Source organism: Streptacidiphilus sp. MAP12-33, from assembly GCF_041261265.1.
GTDB lineage: Bacteria > Actinomycetota > Actinomycetes > Streptomycetales > Streptomycetaceae > Streptacidiphilus.
The window spans coordinates 1-17,064 of sequence record NZ_JBGCCA010000021.1; the positions used below are offsets into that span (position 1 = coordinate 1).

Annotated in this window: 17 protein-coding genes; 10 read left to right on the forward strand and 7 right to left on the reverse strand. The window is 72.9% G+C overall.

Features of this window, described 5'->3' with window-relative positions; all coding sequences use genetic code 11:
* Window positions 1–242: 242 nt before the first annotated feature.
* The 3 genes from ABH931_RS21005 to ABH931_RS21015 all read left to right on the forward strand — a co-directional run bounded on the left by ABH931_RS21005 (window position 243) and on the right by ABH931_RS21015 (window position 2,578).
* Entirely contained in the window at window positions 243–968 is a 726-nt protein-coding gene (locus tag ABH931_RS21005; protein WP_370115451.1) for an HAD family hydrolase, read from the forward strand.
* A gap of 90 nt (window positions 969–1,058) precedes the next feature.
* Window positions 1,059–1,919, forward strand: a complete 861-nt coding sequence (locus ABH931_RS21010) for a universal stress protein (protein WP_370115452.1) — start codon at window positions 1,059–1,061, stop codon at window positions 1,917–1,919.
* Window positions 1,920–2,023: 104 nt separating this feature from the next.
* Window positions 2,024–2,578, forward strand: coding sequence for an adenylate kinase (locus ABH931_RS21015; protein ID WP_370115454.1), 555 nt, complete (start codon window positions 2,024–2,026; stop codon window positions 2,576–2,578).
* A gap of 15 nt (window positions 2,579–2,593) precedes the next feature.
* Here ABH931_RS21015 and ABH931_RS21020 read toward each other — a convergent pair whose 3' ends face one another.
* On the reverse strand, window positions 2,594–3,247 hold the full coding sequence (locus ABH931_RS21020) for a GAP family protein (RefSeq protein ID WP_370115457.1): 654 nt from the start codon (window positions 3,245–3,247) through the stop codon (window positions 2,594–2,596).
* 402 nt (window positions 3,248–3,649) lie between these two features.
* On the opposite strand from ABH931_RS21020, the gene ABH931_RS21025 reads away from it, so the two are divergent.
* A complete protein-coding gene (locus tag ABH931_RS21025) occupies window positions 3,650–4,651 on the forward strand; it encodes an AI-2E family transporter (RefSeq protein ID WP_370115459.1) in 1,002 nt (333 codons plus the stop codon).
* Window positions 4,648–5,631 carry a phosphotransferase family protein gene (locus ABH931_RS21030; protein ID WP_370115461.1) on the forward strand — a complete coding sequence of 328 codons (984 nt, stop codon included), beginning with the start codon at window positions 4,648–4,650 and terminating at the stop codon, window positions 5,629–5,631. Before ABH931_RS21025 ends, ABH931_RS21030 begins: the two co-directional genes overlap by 4 nt.
* On the opposite strand, the gene ABH931_RS21035 is transcribed toward ABH931_RS21030, so the two are convergent.
* Entirely contained in the window at window positions 5,622–6,578 is a 957-nt protein-coding gene (locus ABH931_RS21035; RefSeq protein WP_370115703.1) for a LysR family transcriptional regulator, read from the reverse strand. The two genes, ABH931_RS21030 and ABH931_RS21035, sit on opposite strands and share 10 nt — an antisense overlap.
* A 130-nt stretch (window positions 6,579–6,708) precedes the next feature.
* On the opposite strand from ABH931_RS21035, the gene ABH931_RS21040 reads away from it, so the two are divergent.
* Window positions 6,709–7,716 (forward strand): zinc-binding dehydrogenase, encoded by a 1,008-nt coding sequence (locus ABH931_RS21040; RefSeq protein ID WP_370115463.1) that lies wholly within the window; start codon window positions 6,709–6,711, stop codon window positions 7,714–7,716.
* Between the two features lie 55 nt (window positions 7,717–7,771).
* Here ABH931_RS21040 and ABH931_RS21045 read toward each other — a convergent pair whose 3' ends face one another.
* Window positions 7,772–9,403 carry an ABC transporter substrate-binding protein gene (locus ABH931_RS21045; protein WP_370115465.1) on the reverse strand — a complete coding sequence of 544 codons (1,632 nt, stop codon included), beginning with the start codon at window positions 9,401–9,403 and terminating at the stop codon, window positions 7,772–7,774.
* Window positions 9,404–9,767: 364 nt separating this feature from the next.
* On the opposite strand from ABH931_RS21045, the gene ABH931_RS21050 reads away from it, so the two are divergent.
* Both ABH931_RS21050 and ndk read left to right on the forward strand, forming a co-directional pair.
* Window positions 9,768–10,085 (forward strand): hypothetical protein, encoded by a 318-nt coding sequence (locus ABH931_RS21050; protein WP_370115466.1) that lies wholly within the window; start codon window positions 9,768–9,770, stop codon window positions 10,083–10,085.
* 137 nt (window positions 10,086–10,222) lie between these two features.
* The gene (gene ndk, locus ABH931_RS21055) at window positions 10,223–10,648 is read left to right on the forward strand and encodes a nucleoside-diphosphate kinase (protein ID WP_370115468.1); all 426 of its coding nucleotides are present in this window, start codon (window positions 10,223–10,225) and stop codon (window positions 10,646–10,648) included.
* 68 nt (window positions 10,649–10,716) lie between these two features.
* Here the strand turns inward: ndk and ABH931_RS21060 are convergent, their stop codons facing one another.
* Window positions 10,717–11,526, reverse strand: a complete 810-nt coding sequence (locus ABH931_RS21060; protein WP_370115470.1) for an SAM-dependent methyltransferase — start codon at window positions 11,524–11,526, stop codon at window positions 10,717–10,719.
* Window positions 11,523–13,262 (reverse strand): hypothetical protein, encoded by a 1,740-nt coding sequence (locus tag ABH931_RS21065; protein ID WP_370115471.1) that lies wholly within the window; start codon window positions 13,260–13,262, stop codon window positions 11,523–11,525. Before ABH931_RS21065 ends, ABH931_RS21060 begins: the two co-directional genes overlap by 4 nt.
* A gap of 494 nt (window positions 13,263–13,756) precedes the next feature.
* On the opposite strand from ABH931_RS21065, the gene ABH931_RS21070 reads away from it, so the two are divergent.
* Window positions 13,757–14,470, forward strand: a complete 714-nt coding sequence (locus tag ABH931_RS21070; protein WP_370115473.1) for a LuxR C-terminal-related transcriptional regulator — start codon at window positions 13,757–13,759, stop codon at window positions 14,468–14,470.
* A gap of 42 nt (window positions 14,471–14,512) precedes the next feature.
* Here ABH931_RS21070 and ABH931_RS21075 read toward each other — a convergent pair whose 3' ends face one another.
* The gene (locus tag ABH931_RS21075) at window positions 14,513–15,184 is read right to left on the reverse strand and encodes a LuxR C-terminal-related transcriptional regulator (RefSeq protein ID WP_370115475.1); all 672 of its coding nucleotides are present in this window, start codon (window positions 15,182–15,184) and stop codon (window positions 14,513–14,515) included.
* Window positions 15,185–15,383: 199 nt separating this feature from the next.
* On the opposite strand from ABH931_RS21075, the gene ABH931_RS21080 reads away from it, so the two are divergent.
* Complete coding sequence (locus ABH931_RS21080; RefSeq protein WP_370115477.1) at window positions 15,384–16,430, forward strand: hypothetical protein; 1,047 nt, start codon at window positions 15,384–15,386, stop codon at window positions 16,428–16,430.
* On the opposite strand, the gene ABH931_RS21085 is transcribed toward ABH931_RS21080, so the two are convergent.
* Window positions 16,340–17,062, reverse strand: coding sequence for a sugar transferase (locus ABH931_RS21085; RefSeq protein ID WP_370115479.1), 723 nt, complete (start codon window positions 17,060–17,062; stop codon window positions 16,340–16,342). The genes ABH931_RS21080 and ABH931_RS21085 overlap by 91 nt on opposite strands.
* Window positions 17,063–17,064: the final 2 nt, after the last annotated feature.

The following is a 17,064-nucleotide window of genomic DNA, read 5'->3' on the forward strand; positions in this document are numbered from 1 at the left end:
GGAGCGGGCACGGCAGCGGAGCGGGCACGGCAGCGGAGCGGGCACGGCAGCGGAGCGGGCACGGCAGCGGAGCGGGCACGGCAGCGGAGCGGGCACGGCAGCGGAGCGGGCAGGGCAGCGGAGCGGGCAGGGCAGGCCGTGACGCGGCGCCCGGCGCCCGGCGGCCCGGCGCCGGGCGAGACGGGGCGCGGGGCCGGCGCCGGCGGGGCGCGCGGGGCGGGTGGGAGTGCTTGACTGGCGGTGTGATCGCGATCGCGGAGCTGGACGGCGCCGTCTTCGACACGGACGGCGTGCTCACCGACACCGCAGACCTGCACGCGATGGCCTGGAAGGCGGCCTTCGACGACCTGCTGCGCGCGCTCCCGGCCGGGACGGCCGAGCGGGCCCGCGCCCCGTTCGACCTGATCACGGACTATCCGCGCCACGTCGACGGCCGCTCCCGGGAGGACGGCATGCACACCTTTCTCGCCTCCCGGGGGCTGGAGGACCTGGCGCCGAGCGCACTCACCCGGCTCGCCGAACGCAAGGACAGGATCTACCTGGCGCTGCTGCGCCGGCAGGGCGCGGCCCCGCGGCCCGGAGTGGTGGACCTGCTGGCGGGGCTGCGCGCCTGCGACGTGCCGACGGCGGTGGTGTCGGCCAGCCGCCACTGCACACAGGTGGTGGCGGCGGCCGGGCTGACGGGCCGGTTCGACGTCCGCGTCGACGGGCTCGCGGCGGCCAGGCTGGGCCTGCCCGGAAGACCCGAACCGGCCCTGCTGCTGGAGGCGGCACGGCGGCTCGGCGCCGCGCCCGACCGGACGCTGGTGGTCGAGGACGCGGTGGTCGGTGTAGAAGCCGGGCGTCGCGGCGGGTTCTCGCCGGTGGTCGGCGTCGACCGGGGCGCGGGAGCGGAGCTGCTGCTCGCAAGCGGGGCCGACCTCGTGGTCAGCGACCTCACCGAACTGCCGCCCCTGCTCGGGCTCTGACGCGGCGCGACGACGGCGAGCCTCGCGCCCCGGGCGGATCCCCGCCCCGTCACGCAAGCTGGAGGCGAGCGGGAGGAGCGGAGGAAACCCATGAAGCAGATCACCGTCGGTGTCGACGCCTCCTCGGAGAGCCGTGCGGCCGTGCGCTGGGCGGGGGCGGAGGCCACCCGACGGCAGCAGCCCCTGCACCTCGTCCACCTGTGGCTGACGCACGGCAGGACCGCCCAGGCGATCCCGCACGAGGAGGCCCTGCTTCGGGCCGCCCAGCGGCTCCTGCAGGAGGCGGAGGCCGACGTCCGGGCGCGGTTCCCCGGCGTGCGCGTCACCAGTGAGCTGGTGACGGCCGACTCACCCGACGCGCTGGTGACCACCGGTGGCGACCCGGCGCACAACGACCTGCTGGTCCTGGGCTCCCAGGGGCTGGGAGCGGTGCCCGGCTACCTGCTCGGCTCCGTCGGCCTGCACACCGTCGCGCACGCCGGCTGCCCCGTCGCGCTGGTCCGCGGCGCCGAGGACCCGGCCCGCCTGGGCGACGGGCCCGGTCCGGTCGCGATCGGCGTCAGCACCCGGCCGGGGCACGAGCCCGTGCTGGAGTTCGCCTTCTCCACGGCCGCCCGCTACGGCACGCCGCTGCTCGCCGTCCACGCCGCGAGCCGCCATCCGGCGCTCATCGGCCGGGACGAACTGGAGCACCACGCGGCCGCCGACCACGACGCCGAGCAGTTCCACGAGACGCTGCGCCCGTGGCGCGACCGGTTCCCGGCGGTGCACGTCGTCGAACACCTGAGCCACGGCAGTCCCGCCCGCGCCGTCCTGGACGTCGCCCCCGGCGCCGGTCTGCTGGTGGTCGGGCGCGGGCACCACGCCGCCCTCGGCCCGCGCATCGGCCCCGTCGCGCACGCGGCGATCCACCACGCCCTGTGCCCGGTGGTGACCGTCCCCCACGGGTGAAAGGGCACGCGGGTGCATTTGCGGGAATGCCGCACACGCCGGGCCGGGTATGGACCATCATCCGGCCCAGATGATCCGTCCTCTTCGAAAGGCGACCCCGGCAGATGCGACTCGTCCTCATCGGCCCGCCCGGCGCGGGCAAGGGCACCCAGGCAGCCCTGCTCAGCGCCGCGCTCGGCGTCCCGCACATCTCCACCGGTGAACTGTTCCGTGACCACGGCGCCAGGGGCACGGCGCTCGGGCGGGACGCGGAGCGCTACGTGGAGTCCGGTGAGCTGGTCCCGGACGAGGTCACGGTCGAGATGGTCCGGCTGAGACTGGACGAGCCGGACACCGGGCGCGGGTTCGTCCTGGACGGCTTTCCGCGCACGGTCGCCCAGGCCGACGGCCTCGAGGCGCTGCTGAGCGGGGCCGGTCTCCGGCTCGACGCCGTGGTCGAGCTGACCGCGCCCGAGCAGGTCCTCGTCGACCGGCTGCTGGGCCGAGGGAGGCAGGACGACACCGAGGAGGTGATCCGTAACCGCCAGCGGGTCTACCACCGCGACACCGCACCGCTGCTGAGCCACTACGCCGATCTCCTCGTCTCCGTCCAGGCGGTCGGCCCGGTGGAGAAGATCGCCGAGGAGGTGCTGGCTTCCCTGCCTGCGCAGGCCCCGTGAGCGGCGGCGGAGCGGTCAGGTCACCAGCTGGTAGACGCTCTTGCCGACCAGCCACAGGCCGACGGCCAGCGACAGCAGCACGATGGCCTGGTCCTGGTGCCGCTCGATCCAGCCGCGCAGCGCCGTGAAGGCCGCTGACGCCCGCTCGGGCGCGAGGACGGCGTAGAGCTCCATCACCAGCAGGCTGCCGGTGGCCAGCAGGCAGAACCCGCACAGCAGCAGGTAGGACGCGAGGCTGGACAGGTGCGCCTCGGTGACGGTCGCGGCGCCCGCGGCGACCAGCGGCCAGGGCTGGAGCAGGACGCCCATGCCCGCGGCCGTCCACAGGGAGACGCGGTCCAGGCGGGCCATCCAGGCGGGCGGGCGCGGGGTGGTCCTCGTCCGGCGCAGCCGGCGGCGCCGGCGTTCACCGAAAAGGATCAAGCCGACGCCGATGGCGAGCTTCACGGCGAGGGCGGCGGCCGAGGGCGTGCTGTGCGGCCGCAGCGGCTTTCCGCCGGTCAGGACGGTGACGGCGACCATGACCAGGACCAGGCAGGCCAGCCAGGCGAGGATGAAGGACAGTCCCTTGAGCACGCCCCGGTCGCCGACGAGAACCAGGATGAACCCGAGGACCGGGACCGGCTGCAGGGTGACGGCCAGACCGATGAGGGTCAGATCGAGGATCATGCGCGCCTCCGGTGGTCCGCTACGCCCATCGAACCCGGACTGCCGCAGCCGAGCCACCCGGCCACCGCGCGGCGACGCCGGGGCGGGGCGACAGTGGAGGGACGTGGGCGCGGATGCGGCGGTGGCAGTGGCGGTCAGGGGTCGATCAGGGACGGACCAGGGGCAGGTGAGCGGATGACGCGGGACTCGGCCCGGCGGCTGCCGCGCGGTGGGGGCGGCGTGCGGCGGCGTCCGGTCGGCGGGGGCCGGGCCGGTGGCGGGGTCCGTGCGGTGCGCGCGTCGGGCGCGGGTGGCGGGTCGGGCGCGGGACGCGTGGCGGGTCGTGGCCGGGTGGGGCCGGCACGGCCGCAGGAGGCGCTGGTCCCGCACGGGCTGGCGGTCGCGGCGGGCTGGGCGTGGCGGGTGCTGCTGCTCGGGACGCTGGCGTATGTGGCGTTCCGGCTGGTGGCGAGGTTCCAGCCGGTGGCGATCGCGGTGTTCCTCGGCCTGGTGGTGGCGGCCGTACTGCGTCCGGTGGCGAAACGTCTGCAGCGGGTGCTGCCGCGGTCCTTGGCCGTCGTGTGCGCCTACCTGCTGTGCCTGTTGCTGGTGGCAGGCGGGTTCGCGGTGACGGGTCTGCTGGCGGCCGGGGAGTCCGGGCATGTGACGGCGCAGTTCGACACGGGGATCGAGCGGGTCAAGGTGTGGCTGGAGGGCGCGCCGTTCCATGTGCGTCCGAGCGCGCTGACGGACCTGCAGCACAAGGTGTCGTCCTTCGTGTCCGCGCACCGGTCGACGCTGATCCAGAACGCGCTGAGCGGCGCCAGCCAGGTGGTCGAGGCGCTGACGGTGGCCGCGCTGGGCCTGTTCTGCTCGGTCTTCTTCGTGCATTCGGGTGAACGCATGTGGGCGTGGACGCGCGACCAGCTTCCGGAGGGCGGACGCGAGCGGTGGGATGCGGCCGGGCGGGCGGCGTGGCGGGCGTTCGCCGGTTACATCCGCGGGATCATCCTGGTGGCGGCGACCAACGCGATCCTGGTGGGGATCGCGCTGTTCCTGCTGCGGGTCCCGTTCGCGGTGCCGTTGGCGGTGCTGGAGTTCCTGGCGGCGTTCGTGCCGCTGATCGGGTCGCCGTTCGCGCTGGCGGTGGCGAGCGTGGTGGCGCTGGCGGCGCGTGGGCCGGTGACGGCGCTGATCGTGCTGGCGCTGATCGTGGTGATCGGGCAGATCGAGGGACATCTGCTGCATCCGCTGATCATGAGCTGGGCGGTCTCGCTCCATCCCGTGGTCGTGGCCATCTCGGTGATCACGGGGACGATCGCGCTGGGGTTCGTGGGCGCGGTGGTGGCGGTGCCGGCGGTCTCGGTGGCGTGGGCGGTGATCCAGTCCGTGCGGCGCGGGGGTGGCGATAGCCTGCCTTCATGATCGAAATCGAGGGCGGGGCTCCGGGCGATGACGAGGTCGAGGCGCGGGAGTGGAGCACGACGCGGACATGGGTCGAGCGCGGGCTCGGCCCGGGGGAACGGATCGAGCAGGCGACGGGTCTGCGCGGGGGCTGGACCTCGCGGATGCGCCGGCTGGACGTCCACGGCCCGGCGGGCGGGCGCGCACTGGTGCTGCGGGCGTTCGTGAAGCCGTTCTACCTGGCCCACGCGGAGGGGCTGCTGACGCGCGAGGCGGAGGTGCTGCGTCTGCTGGAGGCCACGGACGTGCCGGCGGCGCGGTTGGTGGACGTCGACGCGACGGGGGCGTTCTGCGACCACCCGTCCCTGCTGATGTCGCTGCTGCCGGGTGCGGTGCGGGTGCAGGACGCCGGCGCGGAGGCGCGTGCGGATCTGCTGGCGGCTCAGCTGCTGCGCATCCACCGGGTCGAGGTGGCTCCGAAGGCGCGTCCGCGAGCCTGGCAGCCGTGGACGTCACCGGAGCGGGTGGGCGTGCCCGCGTCGACGCGGCGGCCGGAGCTGTGGCGGCGGGCCGTCGACGTGATCCGGCGCGAGCCGCCCGCGCACGATTCGTGCTTCCTGCACCGGGACTTCCATCCCGGCAACGTCCTGTTCTCCGGGGACGGCGAGGAGGTGCGGGTCAGCGGCGTCGTCGACTGGGTGGAGACCTCGTGGGGTCCGGCCGACCTGGACGTGGCCCACTGCTCGACGGCGCTGGCCCTGCTGCACGGTGTCCCGCTAGGGATGAGCTTCGCGGACCGGTACACGGCCGCGGGCGGCCGGCTCGACGCGGACGGGGCCGGGCACCTGTACTGGCGGCTGCTCGACGCGCTGGCGTTCGCGCCGGACGCGGAGAAGGTCGCGGTGCCCTGGCGGGAGCTCGGCCGGACGGAGCTGGGCTCCGAACTGCTGGCGGGCCGGCTCGAGGACTACCTGCTGGCCCTGTTCGAGCGCTACGCGTGACGCGCGGCGCGCAGGGCCTCCGGCATGGCCGGGGTGGCCGCGCGAAGTTCTCTGACCAAAGCGCGGACGAGGGCGGTGGAGGCGAGTTCGGGAGTGGTGGCGTAGCCGATCGTGCGGCTGGGCCGGTCGGGGCCGAGGTCGGCGATGCCGACCGAGCGCGGTGCGGCGGTCAGGGACAGGGCAGGCATGATCGCCATGGCGTGACCGGTGCTCACCAGCGAGAGCACCGCTCCGTCGTCCTCCGCCTCGACCGTCGCGCTGGGGATCCACGCCTGGGCGGACCACCAGGCGCGGGTGTAGGAGCCGCAGTTCTCCACCCAGTCGGCCAACGGGAGCGAACGCGGGGCCGGGTGGCCGGACGGGTGGACGAAGGCGTAGGGCTCCTCGAACAGCCGGTGGGCGACCAGCCCGGACGGCAGCGGCGTCGTGCCGTCCAGGGTGGCCAACGCCAGGTCCGCGCGTCCGTCGGCGACCTCGCCCGCGGTGCCGCGCCCCACCTCGCGAACGATGCGGACCCGCGGCTCGAGGGCGGGGTGCCGCTCGCGCAGCCGCTGAAGGACGGGTGGCAGGAGGTGCAGCGCCACACTGCGGAAGGCCGCGATCCGCAGCGGGCCCGCGACCGCGTCGGCCGGTTCGGGCCGGGCGGCGGCGCGGGCCTCGGCGGTCAGCAGGCCGAGCAGCCGCAGGACGCGGCGCGCGTGGGCCACCGCCCGCTCCCCCGCCGGGGTGGGACGGGCGCCGGCCCGGCCGCGCTCGAACAGGACGGCACCGATCTTGCCTTCGCTGCCGCGGACGGAGTGCGAGACGGCTGACTGGGTGATCCCGAGGGCCTCGGCCGCCGCCGTGAAACCGCCGGCGTCCGCGACGGCCACCAGGATGCGCAGCTCGTGCGGAGCGAGGTTGGTGTCGGTCGCGGTAGCGGTCGCAGGAGCCGTCGCGGTCGTGATCACGCGAGCGGACGGGCCGGGACGGGCCACGGGGCGTTCACCTCGGGGTATGAGTGGTGCTCATGGAACGGTGCGTCACATGAGCCCAACCCGCTGCCCGGCGGGCCCATTCCCCGCCTACGGTCCGGTCATGACCGACATCGCCCTCACCGTCCAGCAGACCGCCCGCCCCCACGGCTTCCCGACCGCCTCGGACTTCGCCTTCGTCCGCTCGCCCGTGCCCGCGCCCGGACCCGGCGCGGCGCTGGTGGAGAACCTGTACTGGTCGGTGGACCCCTACCACCGGGAGATGATGGACGACGTTCCCGGCGGCTTCACCCTCGACACCCCGCTGGAGGGCCGCACGCTCGGGCGCGTCGTCGCCTCGCGGACGCCCGGGCTGCCGGAGGGCGAGATCGTCTTCCACCGGCAGGGCTGGCGCACGCACGCCGTGGTCACCCCCGTGGAGGTCCGGCGGCTGCCCCGCTTCGACAAGGTCCCGCTGACGGCGTTCCTCAGCGTCCTGGGCGGCACAGGCCTGACCGCGTACGTGGGTCTGACCCGGATCGCCCGGCTGCGGGAGGGCGAGGACCTGTTCGTGTCCGGCGCGGCGGGCGGCGTGGGCACGGCAACCGGACGGTTCGCCCGGCTGCTGGGCGCCGGACGGCTGGTGGGCAGCGCGGGCTCGGCGGCGAAGGCCGCCTACCTGCGCCGCGAGGTCGGCTACGACGCGGTGTTCGACTACCACGACGGTCCGGCGTCGCGGCTGCTGCGCGAGGCGGCACCGGAGGGCGTCGACGTCTTCGTCGACAACGTCGGCGGTGAGCAGCTGGCCGCGGCGGTGGGGGCGCTGCGCGAGTTCGGCCGGATCGTGCGGATCGGCACGATCAGCCAGTACAACGACCCCGCGCCGGCGCCGCCGCGCTTCGACTACGCGCAGCTGGTGGAGAAGAGCATCCGCATGGAGGGATTCCTGGTCAGCCACTACCGCGAACTTCAGGAGGAGCTCCACGCGTTCGCGGTGCCGCACCTGCAGAGCGGGCGGCTGGGCCTGGACGAGACGGTGGTGGACGGGTTCGAGCACATCGTCGACGCGTTCGTCGGGATGCTGCGCGGCCGGAACACCGGCAAGATCATCGTCCGGGGTGCCACGGCGTAGCGCACGGCCGCCCCGACCCCCGGACGAAGCGGGGCGGGGCGGCCGGTCAAGGCGCTCAGGAGGTGCTGGTCTTGCCGATCAGCCACCAGCGCTTGATGCCGGAGCTGTCCATGGTCAGCGGCACCCCGGTGATGTCCGCCTGGGTCGCGGCGAACTGGTTGCTCTCCCAGAGCGGGATGAGCGGGGCGTCGTTGGCGATGTCGTCCTGGATCTGCGCGTAGTCCTTGCGGGCGTCCTCACGGTTGGTGTGGGCCAGCCCGCTGGAGATCAGGGCGGCCGGGGCCTTGTAGCCGTTGAAGACGATGTTGTGCGGGCCGATCAGCGGGGTGATGTAGTCGTCGATGTCGAGGTAGTCGGAGTACCAGGTCAGCGAGTAGATGTCGAAGTTCGGCACCTTGATGTTCAGCTCGGCGTTGGCCAGCTTCCCGTGGGTGGTGTAGTCCTTCAGGCCCACCTTGAACAGGCCGTCGGCCTCGAGCTGGTTCTTGAGCAGCTCGGCCTCCTTCGTGATGGCCTGGTCGCCCTTGCTGTAGTACGAGTACGTGATGGACACCGGCGTCGAGATGCCGGCGTTCTTCAGCTGCTCGCGGACCTTGGCCGGGGTCCACTGGCCGCGCGTGTACTGCGAGAAGCTGGTGGTGGCGTCGGTGATGCCGGTGGGGACGATCGTGTAGGCCGCGGTGACCGTGTGGGCGAAGGCCTGGTCGACGATCGCGTTGCGGTCGACCAGCTCGGCGACCGCCTTGCGCAGCGTCTTGTTCTTGAAGACGCCGTTGACGGTGTTGAGGGCCAGCATGTGGATGCCACCGCCCGGGCCGGAGTCGACCTGGAGACCGGTGCCGAGCTGCTGGTTCTGCTGCATGTTGACGACGTCGCCGGCGTTGAGGTCGGCGATGACCGCGTCGACGTCCTGGGAGTCGAGCGCCTTCTTGGTGCCGGTCTGGTCCGGGTAGTACTTCAGGTCGATGCCGGAGTTGCGCGGCGCGGCGTCGGGGCCCTGGTAGTTCGGGTTGAGCGAGAACTTGACCTCGCTCGGGAGCTTGTCCTTGCCGGTGCCGGTGAAGGTGACCGAGTCGATCTTGTAGCGGCCCGAGCCGATCAGGCTGGTGTCGTCCGTCGCGGCCTCCTTGGTGGCCGGGACGGTCTTCGGGTCCACGATCGAGGCGGCGCCGGAGCTGAGCCGGGCCGGCATGGTCGCGTCGGCGTACTTGAGGTGGAAGATGACGGTGGTGTCGCCCTGGGTCTCCACGGACTTGATCGTGGAGCTGAGGATCGCGGCCGGGCCCTGCGGGTCGTTGATCGCGATCACGCGGTCTATGGAGTACTTGACCGCGTCCGCGTTGAGGGGGTCGCCGTTGGAGAACTTCAGGTTCGGGCGCAGGACGCACTTGAACGTCATGTCGGTGGCGTCGGCGTAACCGCACGACTGGGCCGCGTCCACCGCGGGCGTGTTGGAGCCCGGCGGGTAGCTCAGCAACTGCTGGTAGAAGTTGTAGTAGACGTCCCACGCACCGACGTCGTAGGCCTGGGCCGGGTCGAGGGTGGAGTACGCGTTGGCCGATCCCACCTTGATGACCACGTTCGGCGCGCCGGCCACCGAGCCGTCCGACTTGGAGGAGCCGCAGGCGGTCGTGGTCGCGATCAGGCCGACGCAGCTCAGTGCCGCCAGCTGCTTGAGTGCTGACATGGTGTTCCGTATCTCCTAGACGTGCGGTGCGGCGACGCGCCGGAACACCCCCGCACAGAGTGTCCACAGGCTCGCGAAGATCGTGAAGTGGGTAGCGTGCCACATCGCTTGCATGAACATGCAGCCGCCCCCACCTTCGAAACCTTTTCAACACGATTGCTTCGCAAACGATTTGGTGACGGATATCCCCCGGTGTCCGACTTGCACGGGCCGATATTCCGCAGAGCGGAACGCACGGGTGGGCCCACATCGAATGTTCACGTCCGTGACATCGGTGCGAGCTCCCCGAAGGGCACGAGTCGGCTCCGACGGGGTAGCACCACTCCAGCGAGGACGCCGAGACGGAAGGGGACCGACGCGGCCCATGAACGACCACACCTGGCGCACCGGCTTCACCCGGTGGATCGAGCAGCAGGCCCGGGACAACGGTGTCAGCGGGCAGGACCTCCCGGAGGCGCTGCTGTGGTGCTGGAGCACGACGGCGCGCACGACCGGCCTGGATCCCGAGGACATCGTGGAGATCGCCCGCCACACCGGCGCGACCGAGGGGGACGTGACGGCGGCGTACGAGCAGGACACCAGCCAGTGGGCGGCCGCCCAGGCCCGCTTCGACCAGCCCGACCTCGCGGCGCTGGACGCGCACCTGGACGCCCTGGCACGCGGCAGGTGGCCGTCGGCCTGAGGTCCTTCGGCTTCGGGAGAGAGACGTTCGTCGACGTACCGACGCGGGAGCGCGGCTCCGGGCTTCCTTTGTCGCCGGGGGTTTCGGGGCGCGCGCCGGTGCCCAGACTCCCGTCAAAGCAGACAGGAGCTGAACTTATGCCGACCTCGTTCCCGCAGCGCACTCTGATCCTGCTCAAAACCGATGCCGTGGCCAGGGGCCTGATCGGCGAGATCGTCTCACGGATCGAACGCAAGGCGGGGTGGCGGATCGTCGCGCTGGAACTGCGGACGCTGGACGGGGCGCTGCTGGAGCGGCACTACGCCGAGCACGTCGGCAAGCCGTTCTACGGGGAGCTGGTGGAGTTCATGTCGTCCGGGCCCAGCGTCGCGATGGTCGTCGAGGGCGAGAACGTGGTGGCGGGCGTGCGCGCGCTGGCCGGAAGGACCGACCCACTGCGGGCCGGACCCGGCACGATCCGCGGCGATCTCGCGACGCGCGTGCAGGAGAACGTGATCCACGCCTCCGACTGCGCCGACGCGGCGGAGCGGGAGATGAAGATCTTCTTCCCCGACCTGAGCTGAGCCCCCCGGAAACCTGGGAGGAGCTCGGGAACCGCCTCTCCCTGCATGGCAGAGCCTGTCCCGGCCGGCTAGGCCGGGGGTTTGCAGCCGACGGCTGCCAGGCCGTTGAGGCGGGCGGTCGGGGCGGAGCGGTCGTGGTCGGGGCGCCAGGCGGGCGTGGGGACCAGGCCCGGCGCGACGAGGTCCCAGCCGCGGAGCATCTCGGAGATCTCGCTGCGGCTGCGCAGGTGGATCTGCGCGACGTCCTGGGAGAACAGGCGGGCGGCCTCGAAGGTGCCCGGGACGCGGGAGGCGTCCTCGGCGTGGGTGAGGGCGAGGTAGCTGCCGGGTGCCAGCGCGTCGCGGTAGTGGGCGACGACGCCGGCCGGGTCGTCGCGGTGGGGTACGAAGTGGAGCACCGCGATCATCAGCATCGCGACGGGCCCGTCCAGGTCCAGGAGGCGGCGTGCCTCCCCGGAGTGCAGGACGGCCGAGGGGTCGCGCAGGTCCGCCAGCACGCAGCCGGTGGTGGCGGTCGGGACCAGGGTGCGGTTGTGCGCGACGACGGTCTGATCGCTGTCGACGTACAGCACCCGAACGTCCGCGCCCAGGTCCTGGGCGACCAGGTGGACCGCGCCGACGGTGGCCAGCCCCGAGCCGAGGTCGACGAACTGCCGCACCCCCGCGTCGAGAAGGAAGCGCACGGCGCGGCGGATGAACGCGCGGTTGGCACGGACGACCGACGGGAAGTCGGGCATCACCTCGGCGAGCTTGAGAGCGACCTGACGGTCCGCCTCGACGTGCTGCTCCCCGCCGAGGAAGAAGTCGTAGACCCGGGCGATGCTGGGCCTTGCCGGGTCCATCCCCGGCGGGAGTGACGTGGGGCCGCCGCCGCTCATCGACGCCCCCGTGTGGGTGCGGCGCCCTTTCCGTGACCGGTGCCGCGGCCCTTGCCCGCACCGTTGCCGTGGCCCGCGCCGGGAGCGGAGGGCGGGTCGGGGTGGAAGGCGGCGGCGACCGCGTACCAGTCGCTGCCGTTGGCCAACGTGAAGCGGGCGTTCTGGGCGCCCGGCGCGCTGGAGAGGATGCCCGCGATGTCGGTGGAGCGGCTGCCGTTGAAGACCTGCATGGTGTAGGGCACGCCCTGGCTGCTGCCGGGTGTGACGGTGAGCGGCTGGCCACCGGTGATCAGGCCGGCGACGACCAGCTCACCACCGGGGACGGACGCGGTGGGGCCGGAGTCGACGGTGGTGCTGTTGGCCTCGCCGACGGCCATCTGGTCCAGGGCGGCGGTGGCGGCGACGTCGGAGTACTCGGCGACCGCTCCCGGCAGGTACGTGGCCGCCGAGGCGGAGAGGGTGACCGTGAGGGACGGCGCCGCCTTGGCGTTCTGGACGTAGTAGAGGGCGATGTCGCCGCCGCCGTTGGTGAAGTGCTCGGAGGCCGGGCCCCGGGTCCAGGCGCCGTTGACGTTGTCGGAGACCTGCACCTGTCCCGGCGAGTCGTACTGGGCGAACCAGCCGACCAGCAGGTGCCCTGCGGTGACCGGGGAGGTGAGGGTGAGCGTGGCGGTGGTCGTCCGGCTGCCGGGCGAGTTTGCGGCACCCTGGACGAAGGCCGGCGAGGCGGCAGGCGTGGTCAGCTGCACCGGCGTGGATTGCAGGGAGTGGTTCCCGGCGCCGTCGAAGGCGTCGACGGTGTAGCTGTAGGCCGTGTTCGCGGCGACCGTCGGGTCGGTGTACGTCGTGGTGGTCGCTCCGGTCGTCGCGAGGACCGCGCCGTTGCGGTACACGGTGTAGCCCGTCACCGCCACGTTGTCGGTCGACGCGGACCAGGCGAGGCTGACGCTGCCGGCGGCGACGCTGGTGGTGTGCAGGTTCTGCGGCACGGTCGGCGGCAGGATGTCCAGGCCCGAGGTGGGCCGGAAGGTGGCGACGACGGCGTACCAGTCGGTGGAGGAGGCGAGGGTCGCGGTGCCGTGCTGGGCGCCGGCCGAGCCGGAGGCGATGTCCTCCTCGAACGCCGAGCCGGAGGCGGTGTGGTTGCGCGCGGTGTAGGTCAGCCCGCCGCTGGTGCCCGGGGTGACGCTCGCCGGGTTCCCACCGGTGATCAGCGCGGAGTACACCAGCTCGCCGCTGGGCACGGACGCGGTCGCCCCGGTGTCGACGGCCGTGCCGACGCCGCGGCTGGACAGCACCTGGTCCAGCGGACCTGCGATGGCGACGCCCGCGTACTCGGCGATCGAGCCCTGGAAGTAGGCGGGGGCGCTGGCGCGCATGGTGACGGTCAGGCCCGTGGAGGCCTTCGCGTTCTGCACGTAGTACAGCGCGATGTCGCCGGTGTCGTTCTGGAAGGCGGTCGAGCCCGGCGCGCGTGTCCAGGCGCCGTTGACGTTGTCGGACACCTGCACCTGGCCGGCGGCGTTGTACTCGGCGAACCAGCCGACCAGCAGGTGGCTCGCGCCGACGGCCCCGGTGAGGCTCACCGAGAGCGAGGCGACCCGGCTGGAGGTGGTGAACGCGGTCCCCTGCACGTAGCCGGGCGCGGCCTGCGCCTGTGCCGGGACGACCGCGAGCCCGAGGAGGGCGAGCGCCACGACGAGGATCCAACGGAGGGTCAGTCGCAGTCGCGCCATGGTTCCGCCCATCTCCCTGCTTCGTCCGGGGTCAGCAAGCCCCAGTACAAGTCCGGTGACGGGAGGCGCACCAGCGGTGTTCGGCAGTCCGTGGGCAGGTTCGCTCGGGCGGCGTAGTGGCCGCGTCAACCGTTCGTCGCATATCGGACATATAAGCAAAGACTTGACAAAGCGGGATGAATACCCTTGACAGGCACCCCTGCGCGCGGCGAGGCTGAACCCCTGGTGGCGCTCCCCTCGTGCGGCATTGACGAGGGTACGAGGCCGCCGGACGTGGTGGTCGACGCTGTGAGCGTCTGAGAGCGACCGGCGCTCTTTCGGTTGCGGTGACGTGGCAGGGCGTACGCACCCTGCCGTCGCAGCCCGTCGGCCCCGTCCTCCTTCATCCTGCAGGGCAGGTCCCCGCCCGTGACCCCGGCGGCTGGACCCCCTTGTCGTTCCCGGGTGACACCTGATCTCCGGGTGAAGCCCCGTGCCTTGCGAGGCAATCGTCCATGAGCACCCCCGTACACCCCCGGAGCACCCCTCAACTCCCCTCCCAGGCCCCACCCGATCCACAGGAGTCCGCAGTCCCCATCGTCATCGGGGACGGCTACCGCCTGCTGCTGGACGCGCTCGCCCTGACCCTCGCCGACCGCGGCTTCCGCGTCCGCGCGACAGCCACCACCCGGGACGATGTCCTGCGGGCGGCGCTCGAGTTCCATCCCGCCGTCTGCCTGACCGAGCTGCACCTGGCGGACGGGTCCGCGCTGGAGCTGATCGAGCGACTGCACGCGGAGGCACCCGCCGTCCGGGTCCTGGTCCTTTCCACCGACACCGAGCCGGAGTCGGTGGCCGCAGCGATCGAGGTCGGCGCGGTGGGCTACCTGACCAAGGACCAGGGCATCGACGCGATCGAGCAGGCGCTGGCACGCATCCTGCGCGGTGAGCTGGTGCTGACGCCCGACCTGAGCCGCGACACCCTGCGGCACCTGCGGCGCGAACGCGCGGAGCAGGACGATCCGCTGCGGTGGCTCACGCAACGCGAACGCCAGGTCCTGGAACGGCTCACCGAGGGCGACGGCACGGCGGAGATGGCGCGTGCCCTGGGCATGGCGTCCAACACCGCACGCACACACGTGCAGAACGTCCTCGACAAGCTCGGCGTGCACTCACGGCTGGAGGCCGTGGCCATGGCCCACCGCGCGGGGCTGGTCGTGCAGCGGTAGGCGGCGCAGCCGCCAGGGGCGCGGCAACCGCGCGCGGGAGCGCTACGGCGCGAGGCCGGCGTGGCGGGCGAGGGCGACGGCCGCCAGGGAGGAGTGGACGTCGAGCTTGGCGAGGATGTTCTGGACGTGAGTGCGGACCGTGCGGGGGGAGACGAACAGCTGGTCGGCGATCGCGCAGCGGGTGAAACCCGCGCACAGGAGACCGAGGACCTCCAGCTCGCGTGGGGTCAGCGCCGCGGACAGGCGCGCGGCCTCGTCCAACTCGCCGTCCGGGCGCGTCAGTTCCCGCAGCAGCGGGGTCAGCAGGCGGGGCGGGATCCACGTGTCGCCCCGCAGGACGCCGTCCAGGACCACGAGCAGGTCCGGCAGCGGGCAGCTGCGCGGAACCCAGCCGCGCACCCCGGCACGGACCGCCGCGCACAGCAGCGCGCCACCGTCCTGGCCGGCGTGTTCGTCACCGAGCACGACCACGGGGACGTCGGGTCGGCCCACCCACTCCCGCAGCGCGGCCGGCAGGTCGGCGACGAGCAGGCCGGCGTCCAGCAGGGCGATGTCCACCCGGGCCGCGGCGATACGGCGGGCCTCGTCGGTGCCGGTGGCCGGCTCCGCGGCCAGCCCCGCCCTGCGCAACCCCAGCGCGAGGGCCTCGCCGACCGCACGGTGACGGTCCGCTACCAGGACACGGACGAGGGGGGTGTGGTCGCTGTCGGACATGGATCCAGGCTCGGCCGCACGAGCGCCCGGCACCAGCGTCGAACGACGCAGGCAGTGGTACTGGGAGCTGCGCAGAGAGCCCTGCGTCATTCGCCGTAGGGAGCGCGCCCGTTCCCGGCCTACCCTGGGATCGCAGGGGTTCTGACGCGGCGCCCGCCGCCACGTCGGGCGGCCTGCTTCGGTCCCTGGAGGTGTGCTGATGGAGGGCACCGCCCTCGCAGGGCGCGCCTCGCTGACCGCCGTCGCCGCCGCCCTGCTCGTGCTGATGGTGCAGACGGCCTCGCTCAGCGAGCCGGTCCAGAACGGCACCCCCGCCACGGCCGCGCCACCGGCGCGTCCTGGCACGGCGACGCTGCACGAGGCGTCGAACACCAACTTCGACACGTCGCAACGGTTCGAGCCGGGTGCGCTCGGCTTCGACCTGGCGGAGGTCGCCACCACCGCCGAGCTGGACGCGCTCCCCTCCGGCGTCAAGGCGCTCATCTGGGTAGGCCGTTGCGACGGCGTGACACCGGCGTTCGTCGACGCGGTCCAGCCGTATCTCGACTCCCCCAAGGTGTTCGGCTACTACCTGATGGACGAGCCCGACCCGAACGGCCGCTGGAAGCCGGAATGCCCGGCCGCCAACCTGGCCGCCGAGAGCGACTACCTGCACCAGCACTCCCCCGGCCGGTACACGTTCTTCCTGATGATGGACCTGGGCATGGCGGCCGCGCCGTCCTACGTGAACCGCGGCGACTTCTACAGCCCGGCCAACACGCACATCGACCTGGTGGGGATCGACCCGTACCCATGCCGGGCCGAACTGCACGGCTGCGACCTCAACCAGATCAGCACCTTCCTGCAGGCGGCGCAGGCCGTCGGTTGGCCGCTGTCCGACGTCGTCCCGGTCTACCAGGCCTTCGGCGGCGGCGGGTGGCGTGACGACCAGGGCGCACCGTGGCTGCTGCCGACGCCGGACCAGGCGGCCCAGATGATGGCCGTGTGGCGGCAGTTCGTGCCCAACCCGGTGTTCGACCAGGCGTACAGCTGGGGCACCCAGAAGAACGACACGACGCTGGTCAACGCCCCGGCCGCGCTCCGGACGGTGTTCGCGCAGCACAATGCCGAGGGCGGCGCCCCGACCGCACTGGCCGGGGGCGCCGCGGGTCGCGGTCAGGGGGTGGGCAGTGCCCTGCCGAGCACGACGGCGGCGGTCCGCAGCAGCAGCCCGAGGTCGGTACGCAGGCGACGGTCCGCCAGGTAGGCGAGATCGAGGGCGAGTTTCGGGTGCAACTGGTGGGCGGCGTACCAGGCGTCGGGATCCGCGGCCCTGCACAGCTCATCGGTGCGGTCCGCGCCGTAGAGCGCGCCGGGGCCGAGCACGCCGGGGCGGGTGTTCAGGATCTCCCGTTCGCGCGGGGTGTAGCAGGGCAGGAAGCGCTGCACCTCGGGGCGTGAGCCGATCAGCGTCATGTCGCCGCGCAGCAGGTTGACCAGCTGCGGCAGTTCGTCGAGCCGGGTCTCGCGCAGCCAGTGGCCGACGGCGGTGATCCGCGGGTCGGTGCTGCCGCCGACCGCCGGACCACCACGGTCCGCGTCCACGACCATCGTGCGCAGCTTCCAGATGGTGAAGGGCTCGCCGAACCGACCGACGCGCTGCTGCCGGTAGAGGGCGGGGCCTTCGCTGGTCAGCTCGACGACGAGGGCGACCAGCAGCAGGAGCGGAAGCAGGAACACGAGCAGCACGGCGGCGGCCGTGACGTCCACGCAGCGGCGCAGCCGGGTGTCCGGGCGGATCTCCGCCACCGTCCGGGCGTGTGCGCGGGCGGCGGCGGACTGGAGGACAGCGGCCCCGCGGCGGGGCAGCCCGGGTTCGGGAACGGTGGAGGCGGCCATGG